Below are 17,856 nucleotides of genomic sequence, written 5' to 3'. Positions count from 1 at the left end.
CTGTCCTTTAGTTCGTGGTGAAAATCTGTGCAGCACGCAGTTCGCCGACCGGAAGGCCGCCGCCCAGCACGGGTGGGCTCTGAAGCGGGTCCAAAGTGCCGCCGTCGAACCCCAACCGGCGAAGCACCTCAACGGTGACCGGCATGCGCGCGCGGTCCCCGCCGTCGGAAATTTTGACGGCAACGCCACGGCCGTCCGGCAGGCCCACCAGCTGGAGGCCCTCGAAGCCGTCCTTCGCCAGCAGCCCCGGGACGGCCCGCATGAGAGCGGTGACATCGCGGCCCTCGCCGGCCACCATCTCCGGGTAGCGGCGCATGGCGTGGGCAACCTTGCCCTCGGTGGTGCTTTCATCCGCCGCAGCCAGCCGGCCATACGCCCGGGCCATGCCGTGCAGCGAGTGTGCGAAAAGCGGCGTGCCGCAACCATCCGTGCTGACCGCGGCGGCTTCCTCGCCGGTCAGGTCCGTGATGGTGTCCCGGACCAGGACCTGGAGCGGGTGCTCCGGGTGGAGGTAGCTGTCAACCGGCCAGCCGTTGATGACACACACGGCGGTCATGGAGGCGTGCTTGCCGGAGCAGTTCTGTGCCAGCTGCGTGGGACCGTTGCCGTCGCGGAGCCATTCTTCCCGCTCTTTCACGCCGTACGGGAGGTCCGTGCTGTTGCCTAGATTCGCTGGTGTCAGGCCGTAAAGGCGAAGGATTTCAGCGGCTCCATCGCGGTGCATCCTGCCGCCCGAATGGCTGGCCGCGGTCAGGGCCAGCAGTTCTTCCGGGATGTCCAGGCCTGCCTTCAGGAGCGCCACGGCCTGCAGCGGCTTGAGGCTCGACCGTGGGTACATCGGCGCTTCCGGCTGTCCGGCAGCCAGTGCTGTGCTGCCGTCTGCGTTCAGTGCGATCAGGGAGCCGTAATGGATGCTTTCCACCAGGCCGTCGCGGGTCTGCTCCACCAGAGGGACGTGGTTGGGGGTTGACGCAGGAGTGTGCTGGTGATGGGGCGCTTGCTGGGCCGTGGTCTGGTGTGCCGTTGCTGCGGGCATGCTGTCCTTTGGGTGGTTCATTTGCTGAGGATCGTGTCCAGTGCCACGCTGACGGCCCGGAGGTGGTCGGCCATCGCTTTACTGGCGGCGTCGGCATCTCCGGCTTCGATCGCCTCGAGCACTGCGACGTGTTCCTCGTCCGAGCGGTGCTGGCGGTCGGCCACCAGGTTGAGGGTCTCGGACTGGTGGGCCAAGGCATCGCGGATGTCCTGCACGACGCTCGCGAAGACGCGGTTGCCGCTGGCGCGCGCGACGGCGGAATGGAAGCTTGCGTCCAGGTTCACCCAGGCTTCGGGGTCGGTTTCGTTGAGCATCTCCTGGACGATCTCTTTGAGATGCTCAAGCTCTTCTTCGGTTCGCCGCTGGGCGGCCAGGCCGGCGGCGGGGATCTCGATATGGGGTCGCGCTTCGTTAAGATCGCGGGCGCTGTACTGGCCCAAGGTAAGGTCATTAGCGACCTTGTTTGCCACGACGAACGTGCCCTTGCCCGTTTTTGTGGTGGTGAGTCCCAGCGTGTTGCAGGACCGGAGGGCTTCCCTGATGACGGATCGGCTCACGCCGTACTGCGCCGCGAGCGTGGCTTCGGAGCTGAGCTTGGTGCCGATGTCGAACTGGCCACCCTCGATTGCCCTCCTCAGCGCTGCAAAGACCGCCTCAGCTGCGGAGATGCGCGAGATGGGGGTAGGCGTCGCTCGGCTCTGATCCGCGCCTTGCTGTCCGGCTGTCCGGCTGTCTGACAGGTTCACGCTTCGAATATGGCACGGGTCACAAGACCCTGTCAACGCTGAAAGGACTGCTTCACGCTTTGGGCGTTGGCGCTGCCTCCCTCAGTTCCTGTTGAGGCCGAATTTTCGGGTCATCAGAGCAGCCTTATAGTGGGATTCCGCCGCGTTGACTTCAGACGGAGGCGTGCTGGGCCCGAAGACACGCAGAAGGCTGAAGAGGAAATGGCGGGCGTGGTCCGTCTTGATGCCCTGCGTACCACCGACGCTCTCGAAGGCCAACTGCCGAAGTGCCACATTGCCTCCGTGGCCGTCTCGGGCGTACGTTACCCACCGCCCAAGAATTCGCTCAGAGCCGTCCGCTTTGCCTACATACTGTTTGCCGTTGCTGGTATCGGTGATGAGGTAGATGCCTTGAACTTCCGCCAATGCTGTACGCCAGTCCGTATACCGGGAATCGTTCACGAGTTCCTGTAGCTGGTGAAAGGTGAGCAGCACGCCGTCGAAGCCAGGGAACGGGACTTTGTCCCGGTCGGCGATCTCCAGCACCTGCATACGCGCAGTGCTAACCGCGCCCCCGCTCCGGTGCCAGCTCCGCGGATTGTCCCAGTCGATGACCAGGCGATCTCTGAGCGTGGCCAGGAAATCGCTCGGCCGTAGGTCGAAGTAACGGCATGACTCTGTTCGCTCATCTACCTGTTCACCATGGTTTTCGAATGCGCCCCACAGCCGCGAGCGGTTCTTGCCGTCGGCAATAAAGATGACCCACAATCGGCCGGGTTGTGCAGGGAAGCGGCGGGGAGAGATGTCCTGCTCGCGGGTATAAGCCAGTACCTTTTCAGTGGTCAGGTCCTCTGGCCCGCGAAGTGCAGCTTTATCATTCGGCCGGAAGGAGTGGCGGATGACGTGTATGTCGTTTAGTTCGATCGATGGTTCATGCCCAGCGCCGATGCCAGCCAAGACGTGGGCAAGCGTGAGTGACATGGAAGGTCCTGCTGCGGGGCGGGCGGCGATGCTGACGAGATGATCCATGGCTCAACTGACCCTTGCATGACTTTCGATGGATCGGAGGATGCTGATCAGCTGTCCGATTTTCTCGTCGCCGAACAACACATCGGGGCCGGATGGCGCCAGCTCGTTGTATGGCGAGTCGAACAGGGCCTTCGGGTTGACCTTTCCGTTTTCCACGAGGTGGTTCGTCAGTACCTGGAGGAAATGTAACTGCTGAGCTGTGAGGGTGGTTTCGGCCACAAACTCTGACAACGCCTCCTCGACCGCTTCGCGATCCAGACCAACAAGGGAACGCACGAAGAGGCCGAGCCCATCGTTTGCGGCCCGATTCAAATCTTCAGGCGTACCCAAGCCGCTTTCGAGAAGAATCCGCTCAAGCTCCACGAGGTCCAAGGTTGTGAGCTGCTTGTTGCGCCGGAGCCGCTGGATGGTTGCGTGCTCCTGATACTGCGCCAGGTAGGAACGGATCTTTTCCCTGTATCGGGGCAGGTCCACGAATCCATTTGCGGCCCCCACCAGCTCAACTTCTTCAAGCTCACCGAGCTCGTCCTGGAAGTTCGTGTACACCACCTTGCGTTTCCGCTTCTCAATGAGGTGAACCAATCCGCGGAGCCTGTTGCGAACTTCTTCCAGCCACTCCAAGGAGACGGACTCCCATTCCTCGTCGTTGAGGATGGTTTCGATCAGAGGCAATTGAGCAGCAATGGCGGGGATGTTCTGTTGATCCTGAAGGGCGGCTGCGACTGCTTGGATCTTCGTCTTGAGCGGACCAAACGACGACTTCTGCAAGGATGCCAACTCTGCCTGGAGCAAAAGATAGTCGAAGCGTTTCGCCTCTTCTGTATCAGGGGGTGCCCCAATGGAAGCAAGTCTGGCGATCTCGGTTTTCAAGGCTTCGAAGTCCTCTGCCTTCAGGGAAGTCCACACCCCTTCCTCGGCGAACCTGTCCACCCATTTGCGGGCTGGCTTTACGAGGAAGTTGTCGCTGGGGAGGCGATCAACCGTGTGTTTCAACGTCTGCCGGAGATCGGCTACGACAGGCGCCTGTGGATCCCACTGAAGGTCAGTGAATGTCTGCAGGAGCTGCGTGCGCGCCGCAAAGGTAATTTCCGCGAGTGACTTCCCCAAGGACCCTTCGTTGCTGGGCATTCCCGCATTGAAAAACTCGGCATTCCTGCAGAGATCGAAGATGAAGAAGTCCTTCTTATCCTCGCCTGGTCCGTACAGTTCCGGACGGAGACGCGTACCGCGGCCCACCATCTGCCAGAACTTGGTCTTGGACCTGACCATCTTGAAGAAGACCAGGTTGACGACGTCCGGCACATCCACACCGGTGTCGAGCATGTCCACCGATATGGCAATGTGCGGGTTGCTGTCTGTGCGCGAAAAATCATCGATGAGATTCTGGGCGTAGTTGACTTGGTACGTGATGACCCGGGCGAAGTGGCCCTTGTAAGCCGGATAGTTCTTATCGAAGCGTTCAGCGATGAAATCCGCGTGCCGGTTGTTCTTGGCAAAGATGATCGTTTTCCCCAAACGATCTCCGCCAGCCACCTTATGGCCGCGGGTCATGAGGACTTCCAGAGCTTTGTCCACCGTGTCCGTGTTGAACAGCCACGTATTGATGACGGTCGAATCCACGTAGTCCGGAATCTCGCCGTCCTCGTCCCATTCGAGCTCGTCCCACTGCTCCTTCTCGGCCTCGGGAAGGTCTTCATAGGTGATGCCCTGCTCAGGAAACTTCAGCGGTACGGGTACCACACGCGGTGGCACCAAATATCCGGCGTCGATGGCCTCGTTGAGTTCGTAGGCGAAGGTGGGGACGTTGTCCTCGATGCCGAAGAGACTGTACGTGTTCCGGTCTACCTCTGACTGGGGTGTTGCTGTCAGCCCGATCAGTAAGGAGTCGAAGTACTGGAAAATTGCCCGGTACTTTTGGTAAACGGACCGGTGAGCCTCATCGACAATGATGAGATCGTAGTGGCCGACGCCGAAGGCCCGCTGCCCTAGCTTCCCTTCGGTTCTGTTGATGAGGTTCATCATGGTGGGGTATGTGGCAACGTGGATGCGGCTGTCCGCCTCGTCCCCGGAACCCAGGATGACGGGACCGGATCCCGGCAAGTGGGTCTTGAAAGCATTGGCTGCCTGCTTTACCAGGGCGACTCGGTCGGCAAGGAAAAGCACACGTTTGGCCCAATTGGCTTCCTGCAGCAGTTTGGCAAGAGCGACGACGGTACGGGTCTTGCCGGTGCCCGTAGCCATGACTACCAGCGCTTTCCGCTCGCAGTCCTGCTCGTAGGCCTCAGTGACGGCTCTGATGGCGTTGTGCTGATAGGGGCGTTCAACGATCGAGTTGTCGATCTGCTGTTCTGCAAGTGGCTTTCGCGTCTGCCGGCGGTTTATGAGCAGTTGCAATTGGTCCCGGGTGTGGAAACCCTGCACCGCACGCTCTGGATACGTGCTGTCATCCCATATCCAGGTCTCGTACCCGGAGGTGTAGTAAATGATTGGTCGGCGACCGAACCGCCGTTCCAGGCAATCGGCGTACAGCTTGGCTTGCTGCTTGCCGACGTGCGGATCCTTCGTGGTCCGTTTTGCTTCGACGACGGCAAGCGGCACTCCGTCTGCACCCCACAGCACGTAGTCGACGTACCCAATGCCAGTGAGCGTGCCGCCGGCGGTTGGCATGGTGTCCACCTTGAACTCGCGGTCCTCGCTGCTACTGAGGGGCCAGCCTGCCTCATTGAGTTCCAGATCGATAAGGTGCCTGCGGGTGAGGGCCTCGTCATAGTCATGGTGGTCCGGGACTGCCTGGTTCTGCTTCTTGGCCGCTGCAACCTCGGCTTGCAAGGCTTCAAGCTTGGCCTTTAGCTCCGCTGAGTCCACTGCTGCCTGTGCAAGGGCCTCGTCTTTGGCCTTGAGTTTGCCCTCCAGCTCTTGAAGCGCTTCGGGCGACTGCTGCGGGACCGGCGTCTTCGGCGCCGGGGCGAGGAGGCTCGCATCGAACGCCAACGACGGCGGCAGTTGGCTTCCGGTTTTGGCGTAGTTCCTTGCCAGCCAATAACAGACATGGTGCAGCTCACGGAGCACCAATTCCGCTCCTTGGGCAGTTGGCGCAACGGAGTTGTGGACCGCGTTGTTGCCTGCTTTTCGGATGATGGTGAGTTTGTTGGCTATGGCGGCGCCCACCAGATTCTTGAACGTTGGCGCGTTCAAAAGCGCATTGAGGTCGTCCTTGTAGGGGAGGACCAGCCCCGGCTCCACCTGGTACAGCCACTCAACGATGCGCTCGATGGTGTAGCGGGAGTAGAACACCGACGCGCGGGGATCGATCCGGGCGAACTGCTCGGCTCGACGGGCTTGCTGCGCCAGCTCCGGCCATCCGCCCAGCATGAAGCCAAAATTGCTGGTCACTGCCCCCATGCAGCCGTCTCCGATCCCTGAATTCGATGGTCTGGAATTAGTCAACCATGGGGGAGTGACAGTTTGCCGCTATTTCAAGCCTCATGACTGGACCAATGGGATCCTGCGTATCTTTTCAGTTACGTGGTCTGCGATGCCCGGAAGAGGTCCCATGTGCTTTTGTAGTTCTTCTTTGGCGGCATCGAAGGCTTCAACCATCTGCCCGCAGTAATGCTCAACGATGCTCTCGGCAGCATCTCTTGCCACCCCGAATTGCGTGCCAGTAGAGATAAGCGCTTGCCTGCTTATTTTCTGCAGCCGGTACTCTCCCCTCACGCTCATGGCCAGGTCGATTCCCGATTCCCCATCCCAGTACGGTGCATATGTGGCAAGGTCATACAGGGGTGCCAGATGCACGGAGCTGCTCTTCAGGAGCACCGAGTAGTTCTTGGCGTGGGCGTCAGTGCAACCAGCTACCGTGTTGAAGACGAAGGCCCGGTACAGGGCTTCCCCTCCCGCTCTACGATCTGCTTCAAAGGGAAACGACCGAATGAGCGCAGCCATATCGCTGACGCCGGGGCCGCCGTCGCGATGCTGATACTTCTTTGCTGGTGAAACGCTTAGCGCCTGGCAGAGGTCTTCTTGATGAACACGCCGCCAGGTTCCGTCCAGCAAGTAACGGTCATACCGTCGTGTCACGAACACGTCCCAGTCACCAATGCGTATGAGTTCAGAGCTCGCCACCTCCAGGCCCAGTAAAGCTGCTGCCCGCATGGTCAGTTGTTCTACGACGTCCAGGCGACTGAAACTCCCTGCTGCCGGCTTTAGTATGTGCGTCGTTGGCGTCGCATCTTCGGGGACACCCCATGTTCCGTCCGGAAGTTGGTGAAGGGCGATTTTTGGCTGCGCTCCCGCGAGGCTGAAGCGTCCTGCAGCATCGTCGTACGGGGTGCCGTCCTCGTACTCTGTCACCACGTGGTCCAACATGTCGGCTACATCGGATTCCGAGACGGGCGCTACCGATCTCCTCAAGCGCGCGCCGTCAGGTGATGTCGTGCCCGACGGCAGAAATTGCAGCGCGCCAGCCACGTCCGCACCGATATGTTCAAGGATCGCGAAGGGGTTCGATGGCGAAACCCGAAACCGTCTGGCGATGGTCTGCAGGGCTCCTTCGCTGTCAGGAAGCAGGCCCTGCAGGAAGGGAAGGACAGTCCGCTTCTTGTGTGTAGCTGCCGCCAGCGGCATGGACAGCGATAGCGGCGTTGAGTGTGGGGCCGCGCGGTACTCGGAATCGTAGTGAAATGTCAGGTTCCCTGTTGAAGACTGCTCGACACGACCACAAAGAGTTCCATCCATGAACACATCGAGAGCGCGGCCATTCACCACCGGACATCGCCCGTCTCGCTGTCACGGATGGCAAGTTCGAATCCCAAAGCCTGAAAGACGTCCATGAACTTGGACGTCTCCACTGTTGCCTTGCCGGACTCGAGGTCGATCACGAAGGTTCTCGAGACATTCGCTCGCTGTGCCAGCTCAACCTGCGACCAGCCCCGTTCTTCCCTGAGTTCCCGGATCAGGGGTCCGGCCTCGCGGACTGTCCTCACTGGATGCTCCTGTCGCCGTACGGCAACTTCCCATAATGTCGCCGTACGCCGACTTTAGCATTTGTTGCCGTACGGCAACAGGGGTTATCCGTTCGGCAAATTCCTGTGAGTCCCTGCGGCGACTAAAGCTCACCCTTGAACGCGCGGCTTTGCAGGGATGCAAAGAGCGCATCAAGTTTGGCCAGGTGCTTCTGGTGGGTTTCCTTCAAACGCTCGACGGCGGCAACGCGGGTTGCGAAGACACGCTGCAGTTCGATCGGGGGGACCCGGACAGGCATTTTCTTCACAATGCCCATATTTAGCCCGCCCATAATGGCGCCCTTAGTTGTCTGCCGCAGATACATGCGGGCCTCGTTTGATTGAAGAAAGTGGGCGTGCAACCATTCCGAAACGATCAGTTTTTCGTTCACGGTGACGCAGCACAGATGCTTGGTGTTGATTGCCCGCGGTATGTCTGACGGCACGACGGCACACCTGCCGAGAGTTCCCATGATTGTGATAAGCAAGTCACCCGGCCAGACACGGTAACGCTCGAGTTTTCGGTATTTCTCTTCAGAGATGTAGCGTCTCTGACCCCAAGCAAATCTATTGGTGACGGCGTTGTCGATGCCTAGTACGGCGACTCCGTGTTCGGTGAATTCGCTTGTGAGGAGCTGGCTGCCGAAGGGACCAGTTCGGATGGCTCCCTTTTGTGGGTCCGCCACCTCTTCGACTGTCATTTGCGGCCAGGAATCGGCGGGCTGGCCGAACATGGAGTGGAAGATCGACTGGGTGAGGGCGTCGAGGTGGGCGATGGCTTGGCGGCGCTTGGCGCTGAGCTCGTCGGCCCTGTCCAAAATCGCCGCAATCCGTTCCTGTTCACGCAACGTAGGCGGCGTGGGCACCTCGAGATTGAGAAAGTCCTTGACTGAAGATCTCCGACGCCTCGGCACTGAGCCATAAGCAATTTTGTCGTAGGCGCTTATCAACGTTTCACTCAAGACGAGCCGCTCCACGTACCCGGGGCAGTGCCCTGGCGAGGCACGAAATGTTGGGTAAAGGGGTGAAATGACGCCACTGTCGAAGCTCCGATTCCGGGCTATAGCACCGGCCCAAAGGAGATAGGGGTTGAAGGCGAAGTCATCGCGTTTGATGTGCTTGTAGCTACTGACGTCGTCTGTTGCCAACCGCTTGTTGAAGCGATCAGCCTGCCTCACGAAGCCATTGCGCTCTGTGAGCGTCAACACTTCCGGATTGGAACCCGGAGGTGGAACCGCCTTGAACTCGCTTAGTATGTTGCTCAGCCTTGTAGTCCTCACTTCAGCAGCTCCCGAAGCTCGTTCATGCCCTGGGTGATTTCAGCCTCAAGCCCGTCGAGTGCAGCCATGATTTCCTCGGGCGCTGAGTGCTCGACCTCTTCGTACTCGATCTCCTTGTAGCGGTTCAGCGAAAGGTCGTAGTCGTTCGCTGCAATTTCCGAAAGCGGGACGCAGAATGACTGGTCCGTGCGCGCCCGCTCGAGTTCCGCCGTCGTGCGCTGATTCCAACGCGAGAGGACGTCCTCCAGGTCGGAAGAACCGAGGGGCGTGCGCTTGTCGTCGAGGCTGAAGCCGTCGGACTTTACGTCGTAGAACCAGACGTTGTCCGTGCCTCCTGAGTTGGTCTTCGTGAAGAAGAGGATGGCGGTGGAAACACCGGCGTACGGCTTGAACACGCCGGACGGGAGTTTAACGACGGCGTCGAGCTTGTGGCCTTCGACCAATGTCTTGCGGAGGGACTTGTGTGCGCCCGTCGAGCCGAATAGGACGCCGTCGGGAACGATGACAGCTGCCCGCCCGCCTGGCTTAAGGAGCTTGATGAAGAGCGCCAAGAACAGGAGTTCCGTTTTCTTTGTCTTGACGACGTTGAGGAGGTCCTTGGCCACATTCTCGTAATCCAAGCTGCCTGCAAACGGCGGGTTGGCGAGGATGACGTTGTACTTTTCTTCCTCAGTTGAATGCAGGTCGGCGAGCGAGTCGCGGTAGGAGACATCGGGGTTCTCAACACCGTGCAGGAGCATGTTCATGGAACCGATGCGGAGCATGGTGGAGTCGAAGTCGAAGCCGTGGAACTGGTCGTGGTGGAAGAACTTGCTGGTCTCGTCGTTGGTGAGGAGATTGGCGTTGTTATTGCGGAGGTATTCGCCTGCCTGGACGAGGAAGCCACAGGTGCCGGCCGCAGGGTCGCAGATAGCCTCGAGCGGTTGAGGAGCCGTCATCGCGACCATGAGATCGATGATGTGACGGGGAGTCCTGAACTGGCCGTTGGTTCCGGCCGAGGCCAGCTTGGAAAGCATGTACTCGTAGAGGTCGCCCTTGGTGTCGCGGCCGTCCATCTTGATGCCGTCGATGATGTCCACAACCTGCTTCAAAACTCCTGCGTTCGGAATCTTGAACTGGGCATCCTTCATGTGATGGCTGTAGGTGGAGTCTTCACCGTTCGACTGTTTGGTCAGTTCGGTGCGGAGAAACGGGAAGATGTTCTGCTGGAAGACGGTGAACATCTCCGTTTGTCCGAAGTCCTTGAACTTGGACCATCGGAGGTCCGAGTAAGGACGGCCGAGGGGATCCAGGCCTTCGGGGAAGACAGCGTTCTCTATGGGCTCGCCGAAGAGGTTGGCTTTCTTCTCCGCGCGAGTGTGATTTTCGTCGAGTCGCTTGAGAAACAGGAGATATGTGATCTGTTCGATGACCTCCAGCGGATTCGAGATGCCACCGCTCCAGAACGTATTCCAGACCTTGTCTACTTGGGACTTGATTTCACCTGTGATCACTCATGCGAGTTTAGTGCGTTCGCGGTGAAGCTGACTCCACTTGCAAGGCCTGGCACCGCGGCGTTCGCGGTGCCAGGCCTACCTGCCGCAGGTATCAGCAGGGTCGCCAAGTCTTGCCACCCGGGGCGTAGCAACGCGGACCGTTATACCCGGCGTAGGGGTTAGCCGGAACGGCAGGCGCAGGAGCGGGCGCTACATATTGCTGGGCGGGAGGTACATACGGGGCCGGTGCTGGCAGGTTTCTGACACGTTCTGCCTCGGCGGCCGCTGCAGCAGCGCGGGCTTGTTCAGCGGCAGCAGCATCATCTGCAGCCTTCTTTGCGGCGGCAGCAGCCTCTTCGGCCGCCTTCCTCTCCGCCTCAGCCCGAGCAGCCGCCGCCTGTCGTTCCTCTTCAGCCTTCTTCTCCGCCGCTGCCAGTGTCTTTTGTTGTTCCTTTACCTGGATCAGCTTGTTGTCGCTGGTCGTAATCCGCGTGGAGAGAGCCGAAAGTCTGGACGCGGCCTCACTTGAAGAATAGGCGGCCCAAACAATCGTGTTTTCCGCGTCCCGTGCCGCCGAGAGCAGATCCCGGACGGCCTTAGCCGTTACCAATGCAGCGCCAATCGCAACTGCAGATGTCTCTGCTGCGGCGGATGTTGTTGCTGGCGCGGCGTTTTCCACCGCGGTTAGAGCCTCTTCGGCCGCGGCCAATTGAGCTGGTAGCGTGCATTCGATGGACTCGGCGAACAGCCCGTTCTTCGAATTTTGTGCCTCCTGGTGTGCCGCTTCCACTGGAGGTAGGAATTTCCGATTCTCGCCAACCACCATAGGGACGCCAAGCCCCCTTCTTGCAATCTCGGCATTTACCAGCTGATTGCTCGAATTGAACACACCCGCGAGCGTGCGACCGTACCTGTCGTGGCGTTCTACATCGAACTCCAGACGAACCTTGCTGCCTGCCGGAAGCGCTTCCTTTAGATAGTCAGTAGCTTCCGGGCCAAGGCATTCCGTTGGCTTGTTGGGGTCTTTGGTCTCAGGAGTGTTTACGTTAAGCAGGCGGATTGTTTGGTCGATGTTGTTGATGGAGACCACAACCGTGTCTCCATCAACGACTCGGACTACTGTGCCTGAGTCAGCATTGGCCGCGGCGGCCGTAACCAAGGACACAGCGACAACAGCAGCCGCAGTGCTGGCGCCAATAATCAATTTTTTCACGAGCTGCGACTCCCGTTTTTCAGGGAGGGCAAAGAGCTCCACAGTCTTGTGGCCGCCGGTGGGTAAGTACGCAAATAGTCCCCCTATTTTGCGATCGGTTCGAGTGATGAATGCCCAGAGTACTTGAAACTGCAAGTTTTGGGTGGATTTCTTCATTTGTTTCAAGCCCTACGCCAACACGCATTCACGCACCCCTGCAGCCCGGCGCATAATGCAACCATGACAGGTCATGACCCGGTCGAAGGTACGGCTCACGCGTCCCGGATCACGGTGGAGGTGCCGGTTCTGCGTGTGGGAAGCGGGACGGAGGACTTCGAAAGGCTCGGAATGTACGTCGAATCGCTTCGGAAACCGGCAGGCCTCCACATGACGCTGCTCCATGTAGGGATACTGGACGATCTGGTAGGCGACATCGTTTCCTGGACCAGCGGCAGGGCGAAGGCCGAAGAGGTCAGGGCGGAAATCGTGGCGTGGCTTCATGCGCTGCCGGTTCTGGAAGGGTTCCTTGGCAAGTCGAGCATGCTCGTCTCTCTTGGCGGCGGACGCGTGGCTGCCTTGGAAGTGGGAGTGCCCCAGGCCGTCCACGATTATCAGTCCCTTCTGGTTCAAGGCCTCCATGTGCTGCTGGACCAACTTGGCTTGGACAACATCGACGACTTCATCCTCAGCTCCCGGGCCTTGGGTTACCGTTCGCCGCGTTGGATTCCCCATGTGGCCATCGGCAAAACGCGGACCCGCCACGAACCGTCCGTGGAAATCGCTCCCTTGCCCCTCGAATTTGGTGATTCACGCATCAGGAACGCCCAGTCGCTGCCCACCGTTAAATGAGCGACCCTTCACGTCCACGGTAACTTTGGACGTGACAATCAATTCCCAGACGAGGATTTCCATGCAGCCGCGCGCCCTGTTCCGTACCGTAGCCTTCGCCGAAGCCGTGACCTGGACGTTGCTGCTGATCGGGCTGTTCCTTAAGTACGTCACCAGGACCACCGATATCGGTGTCAGCATCGCCGGCGGCATTCATGGCTTCGTCTTCCTGTGCTACGCCGCCACGGCCGTCTTCACCTGGATCAACCAAAAATGGTCTGCCCCGGTTGGTGTCCTCGCGGTTGTGTCCGCGGTTATTCCGTACGCAACCATTCCGGTCGAGAAGTCACTGGACCGCCGTGGAATGCTCGACGGCGGGTGGCGGCTCGCTGCTGGTGGCGAAAAGCCCCAGGGAGCCCTGGAAAAGGCGCAGGCCTGGGTGCTCGGTAATCCGATTCTTGCTGTGGTTGTTGTGCTGGCCGGCGTCGCTGCCGTCTTCAGTTTCCTGCTGTTCATGGGCCCGCCGGACACCTGGTTCTCCTAAATCACTGTTTTCCGGGCCGAAGCGCGGATCTTGTCTTGTTAGTGTCGCCCTGTTGAGGTTCCTGACGGAAAACTTGCTCAGGGGGAGAAACCACGTCCAGAGAATCTGCCGAAGCTGCTGACACGCCACTCTGCCCGATGGTCTGATGCGTCCTTTTGACGGAGGGAGGTATCACAGAACCACAGTATGTGCGGTCATTCGTCCGTTGAACCGATCAGTAGGTTTATGTGGAAAACCAGTGCTCTGCTGCGCCCTTGTCAGCGGTCGTCTATCGGTTTTGGGGGCAGCCCCATGAGGTGGGGTTTTCTTCGCAGGTGTCGGCGACGAGGGCTCGTTCTGTTTTCCAGGCGTGGATGGTTTTGGGTGGGGTGGTGAGGTTGAGGGTGCCGTTGATGGGTAGGGGTGGGCCGTTGTTGACGGAGTAGGTTCCGGTGAAGGTGGTGGTCACGGTGATGGGGTAGTTCCCGGTGGTGGTGTAGGTGTGGCTGGTGCGGGTTTTGTCCTGGAGCCAGTGTTTTTCGGGCAGTGGGGCGCCGGGGTCGGGGGTGGGTCCGAGGGTGGTGCCGTCGCCGTAGGTGTAGGTGTGGCTGGTGGGGGTGGCGGTCAGGTGGACGTTTTGGCCGAGGATGGTGGTGTTGAAGGTCTGGGTTGTGGCGGTGGTGTAGGTGTTGGTGGGTGCGCCGATGAGGGTGTGGGGGAAGGGTTGGATTTCCACGGTGCCGGGGTTGATGGGCAGGTGTTGGAAGTCGGTGAGGATCCGTGCGGCGATCTCGGCCAGGACGTCTGCGGGTTCTTCGGTGTAGAGGCAGGTGGGGCCGCTGACGGGGATCCAGTCGGTCCAGCCGGGATTGGTGATGGCTTTGGGTGCTTGTTTCCAGATCACCGGGGTGCCTTCCGCGCCTCCGGTGGCCGATGGTGGGCAGGACAGGGCCAAACAGCCCGGGTCCACGGTGTCCGGACCATCAGCCCGGCAGTGAGTGTCCGCCATGTACTGATTCGGATCCTCGGTGGTGGCTGTTCCGGGTCCTCCAAGGACGGACTTCGAGGCGCCGGTGACAGGATCTACCCTGTAGATCGCCCCGAAGTCGACGTTGCCTGTCGACTGGTTGAGGCTGCCCCAAGTTTCGTGATTGTCTCCCGCGACTGCTGTGGCCGGAAACACCAGTAGCAAGATAACCAGCCCGGCAATGCTGGTAAGAAGGCGATACCGCTCAACGTAGGACACCGGACTGCGTCACCTTCCACTCCCCTTCGAAAGCTGCGATCACCAGGAAAACGTCATTGGTCGCCGCGTCTGAAGGCCGTCCTTCACTTCCATTTGCGTTGTAGTAGTGAATTTCGTCCTGCATCACTTGAATTCGGGCGTGAGAATGGGGGACGAGGGATTCGCCTTCGATCAGAAATGCGCCGGTACTTAACTTGCCGCCGGATATCCAACGCCCCGACTCGTAGCTCTCAAGGGTTAGCTCGACCATATGAGTGCAGACACCGCACTCTGATGTGTGCAGACTCCTGAGAGTCTGCACGTCTCCCGTCTCGTTCGCGTAGCTCTTCACCGCGTACCAATACCGAATAAACGCCTCCAACCCCTCCTTCGTGTTCTCCCGCGCCGCCGCCGGCATCACCGGCACCGGCACATTCTCGGCCCGGCCCTTTGCATCCGCAGGCTTGTACGCGCCCGTGGTCGAGCCGACAGGCGATGGGCTTTCCGAAGGACTGGCCGGCGCACTCACGGTGGGGGTCGCCGTCGTCGTGGTTGTGCCGGAGGGAGCGCCGCCGGATGAGCAGCCGGCCAGAAGCAGAGCTCCCGCCACGGCGGCAGCCAGGAGGTAGGAAGGCACAGAAAAGGAAGGACAACGGCGTGGCATGACAGACTCCCCAAGGACTGCTGAGACGTGATGTCCGCCAGTCTAGGCAGGGGGAATCACAAGAATCACGCGGGAACCGGCCCCATGTGAATAACCGGCCGCTACCCCCGCAGCTTCTCCATGTCCCGCCGGTCCTTCTTGGTGGGCCGGCCGGCACCGCGGTCCCGCTGGGGGAGGCCAAGCTGGGGCATCACGGGCCGCGGGGGAGTGTGGTCGGTGAAGCAGTGGGAGGCGGCCTCGGCACCCACGCGTTTCGCGATCAGCTGCCTGACCTCGTAGATGCGTTCCCAGCCGGATTCGCGGATGCGAACAGTGTCGCCGATGATCACTGTTTGCGAGGCCTTCACAGGGTTCCCATTGATGCGGATGTGCCCGGCACGGCACGCGGCAGTGGCGAGGGACCTGGTTTTGTAGGCCCGGACAGCCCACAACCAGGCGTCGATGCGGACGCTTGAAGAACTACTCATGATTCAGATGAGTCTAGCCGTGGCTTTTACCGCACCGTCACCTCAACCCGCTGCGCCATGTTGTTCCCAATGCCCTGGTAGTTCCACACCTGCTCAGTGGACTGCAGGGCGCCCGACGAATCCATGGCCCTGCACCGCACTACGTGATCGCCCGGCGTGGCCACCCACACCACGGACCAGGACCGCCAGGCGAAGTCGCCCAAGGGGTCGTCAAGTTGGGCGGGCATCCACTCGCCGTCGATCCCCACCTCGACCCGCTCGATTTCGCCGTGGCCGGACCACGCCTTGCCGTGCAACATGACGGGACCGGCTTCAACCACACGCCGGCGGGTGAAGAAGTCCGGGATTCCCGGGGGCACCATGAGCGACCGGACGCGGATGTGCGATACAGGCAGGCCGGGCCCATCCGGACCTTGCAGGTAGTGATACGCCACAGCCTGTTGGAATCCCATGAACCGCGAGGTCACGGCCTCGATGGACGTCAACCACTTCACGCTCGCCATGCCGTACCACCCCGGGACCAGCAACCGCAGTGGAAAACCGTGCTGCGGGGGCAGCGGTTGCCCGTTCATGGCATATACCAGCATGACCTCGGGGTGCATGGCTTCGTCGATGCTCAGGCTTCGCGCGTACGGCTCTTCGGCGCCACCTTGGATGCCGCTGTCGGCACCGGTAAAAACAAGTTCGACGGCGTCACTCGCCAATCCGGCTTCCTCGAGCAGGGGTGCCAGCGGCGTTCCGGTCCATTCCGCCGTGCCCACGGCGCCCTGAAGCCAAGGCTGGCTGAGTGGACGGGGCTGCAGAAGTGCCCGGCCGTTTCCGGCGCACTCCAGGGTGACGGGCATGGTCACGGACGGGCGTGCCTTGATGTCGGCGAGGCTCAACTCAAGAGAGTGGGAAACTGCCCCGCCCAGGCGCAACCGCCACTGGTCAACAGGTACCTGCGGGATGTCGAAGTGGATCAGCAGGTAGTGGAGTCCCGCGGGTGTGATGTCGTGCGCCAGGGCTTCCAGCGGCATCGAGTGGTTTCTGCCGGCCAGGAGGAGTTCTTCCTGGGTCAGCGGACCATCCGTGGGCTGACCGGCGGCGGGTTCTTTGGCGGTGCTCTGTGAAACACGTGGCTTGACCATGGCGGCGGCGTTCTACTTGACCTGAAGCTGCGGTGTCCCTGCAGCTGTTAGGTCAAGGATCACGCCGGGGTCCGTGGTCGTCAATACCTCATTGCGGCGGCCAGGCGACTACCGGCGTCGAAGCTCCGGGTACTCCAGGTGCGGGGCCACGGTACCGGCGTCGCGCTCAAGGAAGTTGATGGCCGGCGCCACGATGTCGTCGATCTCATCCAGGACAGCATCGCTCAGCGCTACGTCCGCGGCCTTGAGATAGTCGGTCAGGTGGTCTTCGGTCCGCGGGCCAATGATCACACTGGTGACGGCCGGGTGGTTCATGGCAAACGCCACCGCCAACTGAATGAGCGTGAGGCCGTGGCGGGACGCGAGCTGCGCGAGTGCGTCAGCCGCGTGCAGCTTGGCCTGGTTGAAGGGCGCCGTGACATCGAACCGCCCCGGAACAGCTGCCGCACGGGAGCTTTCGGGCTGACCCGCACCCAGGCGGTAACCGCCGGCGAGCCAGCCGCCGTCGAGCGGTCCGTAGCTCAAAACCCCGACGCCGTATTGCTGGGTGATGGGGAAAACGTCACGTTCGTTGGCGCGCACCAGCAGGGAGTAGGGAACCTGGTCAACCACAGGCGGTGTGAGGTGGTTGGTGTTGGCGATCCACTGCGCCTCCACCAGCTGGGCCGGGCTGAAGACGGAGGTGCCGTAATAGAGGATCTTGCCTTGGCGGATCAGGTCGTTCAGGGCCGTGATGGTTTCGAGGAGGTCGGTGTTGTAATCGGGCCGGTGCGCTTGGTACAAGTCGATCCGGTCCGTGTTCAGTCGACGCAGGCTGTCCTCCACGGCGCGGACGATCCAGCGTCGTGAATTTCCTGCATGCGCGGGGTTGGAACCCATCTGGCCGTGGAACTTGGTGGCCAGGAAGACGTCGTCGCGCCTGCTGTGGATTGCTTGTCCCACCACGGTTTCTGCTTCGCCCTGTGAGTAGATGTCCGCGGTGTCGACGCTGGTGATCCCCGCGTCGAGGGCGGCCTTGATGATGCGGATACTTTCGGCCGGTCCCGTGGGAGCTGTCCCGGTGCCGAAGTTCAGCGTGCCCAGGGTAAGCGGGCTGATCAGGGCGCCAGTGCGTCCAAGCGTTCGTAGCTCGTTGAGGCTCATGTCGGCTTCCTGTGGTGGGGCTGGATGTCCAACCGAGGCTACACAGGACCGTGGCGGGCAGAAACGCAAGCGGTAGAACTTCTTCGCTTTTCGTCTTGCGGAGTAACGCAAGGCGCCTTAGTTCGCGATATTTCTT

The 17,856-nt window shown here is 60.6% G+C and carries 16 protein-coding genes; 2 read left to right on the top strand and 14 right to left on the bottom strand.

The annotated features are described in order from the left end of the window. Positions 1-7 precede the first annotated feature (7 nt). The 9 genes from ACSVIE_RS12610 to ACSVIE_RS12570 form a co-directional block, all read right to left on the bottom strand. On the bottom strand, positions 8-1,057 hold the full coding sequence (locus tag ACSVIE_RS12610) for an asparaginase (RefSeq protein WP_442424059.1): 1,050 nt from the start codon (positions 1,055-1,057) through the stop codon (positions 8-10). Then, positions 1,054-1,782 (bottom strand): FadR/GntR family transcriptional regulator, encoded by a 729-nt coding sequence (locus ACSVIE_RS12605; RefSeq protein WP_426004527.1) that lies wholly within the window; start codon positions 1,780-1,782, stop codon positions 1,054-1,056. Before ACSVIE_RS12605 ends, ACSVIE_RS12610 begins: the two co-directional genes overlap by 4 nt. Positions 1,783-1,863: 81 nt before the next feature. Then, the gene (locus ACSVIE_RS12600; RefSeq protein WP_442424058.1) at positions 1,864-2,790 is read right to left on the bottom strand and encodes a GIY-YIG nuclease family protein; all 927 of its coding nucleotides are present in this window, start codon (positions 2,788-2,790) and stop codon (positions 1,864-1,866) included. Between the two features lie 3 nt (positions 2,791-2,793). Then, on the bottom strand, positions 2,794-6,183 hold the full coding sequence (locus ACSVIE_RS12595) for a DEAD/DEAH box helicase family protein (RefSeq protein ID WP_442424057.1): 3,390 nt from the start codon (positions 6,181-6,183) through the stop codon (positions 2,794-2,796). Between the two features lie 90 nt (positions 6,184-6,273). Next, on the bottom strand, positions 6,274-7,527 hold the full coding sequence (locus ACSVIE_RS12590) for a type II toxin-antitoxin system HipA family toxin (protein WP_442424056.1): 1,254 nt from the start codon (positions 7,525-7,527) through the stop codon (positions 6,274-6,276). A gap of 23 nt (positions 7,528-7,550) precedes the next feature. Then, positions 7,551-7,775 (bottom strand): helix-turn-helix domain-containing protein, encoded by a 225-nt coding sequence (locus tag ACSVIE_RS12585; RefSeq protein WP_442424055.1) that lies wholly within the window; start codon positions 7,773-7,775, stop codon positions 7,551-7,553. 122 nt (positions 7,776-7,897) lie between these two features. Beyond that, a complete protein-coding gene (locus tag ACSVIE_RS12580; RefSeq protein WP_442424054.1) occupies positions 7,898-9,001 on the bottom strand; it encodes a restriction endonuclease subunit S in 1,104 nt (367 codons plus the stop codon). A gap of 68 nt (positions 9,002-9,069) precedes the next feature. Further along, positions 9,070-10,566: a type I restriction-modification system subunit M gene (locus tag ACSVIE_RS12575; protein ID WP_442424053.1), complete on the bottom strand. Its 1,497-nt coding sequence runs from the start codon at positions 10,564-10,566 to the stop codon at positions 9,070-9,072. Positions 10,567-10,660: 94 nt separating this feature from the next. Then, entirely contained in the window at positions 10,661-11,917 is a 1,257-nt protein-coding gene (locus tag ACSVIE_RS12570; RefSeq protein ID WP_442424131.1) for a thermonuclease family protein, read from the bottom strand. Between the two features lie 63 nt (positions 11,918-11,980). Between ACSVIE_RS12570 and ACSVIE_RS12565 the strand changes: the two genes are divergently transcribed. Beyond that, a complete protein-coding gene (locus tag ACSVIE_RS12565; protein WP_426004525.1) occupies positions 11,981-12,589 on the top strand; it encodes a hypothetical protein in 609 nt (202 codons plus the stop codon). 61 nt (positions 12,590-12,650) lie between these two features. After that, positions 12,651-13,112 carry a DUF3817 domain-containing protein gene (locus ACSVIE_RS12560; protein ID WP_426007613.1) on the top strand — a complete coding sequence of 154 codons (462 nt, stop codon included), beginning with the start codon at positions 12,651-12,653 and terminating at the stop codon, positions 13,110-13,112. A gap of 268 nt (positions 13,113-13,380) precedes the next feature. Here the strand turns inward: ACSVIE_RS12560 and ACSVIE_RS12555 are convergent, their stop codons facing one another. The 5 genes from ACSVIE_RS12555 to ACSVIE_RS12535 all read right to left on the bottom strand — a co-directional run bounded on the left by ACSVIE_RS12555 (position 13,381) and on the right by ACSVIE_RS12535 (position 17,720). Next, positions 13,381-14,274: a hypothetical protein gene (locus ACSVIE_RS12555; RefSeq protein ID WP_442424052.1), complete on the bottom strand. Its 894-nt coding sequence runs from the start codon at positions 14,272-14,274 to the stop codon at positions 13,381-13,383. Between the two features lie 49 nt (positions 14,275-14,323). Continuing rightward, positions 14,324-14,980 carry a DUF6318 family protein gene (locus ACSVIE_RS12550; RefSeq protein ID WP_442424051.1) on the bottom strand — a complete coding sequence of 219 codons (657 nt, stop codon included), beginning with the start codon at positions 14,978-14,980 and terminating at the stop codon, positions 14,324-14,326. Positions 14,981-15,081: 101 nt separating this feature from the next. Further along, entirely contained in the window at positions 15,082-15,447 is a 366-nt protein-coding gene (locus ACSVIE_RS12545) for an RNA-binding S4 domain-containing protein (protein ID WP_426004520.1), read from the bottom strand. Between the two features lie 26 nt (positions 15,448-15,473). Continuing rightward, on the bottom strand, positions 15,474-16,577 hold the full coding sequence (locus ACSVIE_RS12540) for a sulfite oxidase (RefSeq protein ID WP_442424050.1): 1,104 nt from the start codon (positions 16,575-16,577) through the stop codon (positions 15,474-15,476). A 108-nt stretch (positions 16,578-16,685) separates the two neighbouring features. Next, positions 16,686-17,720 (bottom strand): aldo/keto reductase, encoded by a 1,035-nt coding sequence (locus tag ACSVIE_RS12535; protein ID WP_426004517.1) that lies wholly within the window; start codon positions 17,718-17,720, stop codon positions 16,686-16,688. Between the last annotated feature and the right edge of the window lie 136 nt (positions 17,721-17,856).

It is taken from the genome of Paenarthrobacter sp. NCHU4564 (assembly GCF_052156435.1).
In the GTDB taxonomy this organism is placed as follows: Bacteria; Actinomycetota; Actinomycetes; order Actinomycetales; family Micrococcaceae; genus Arthrobacter.
The sequence above is the reverse complement of the archived record's forward strand: the minus strand, read 5'-3'. Positions and strand labels throughout refer to the sequence as shown.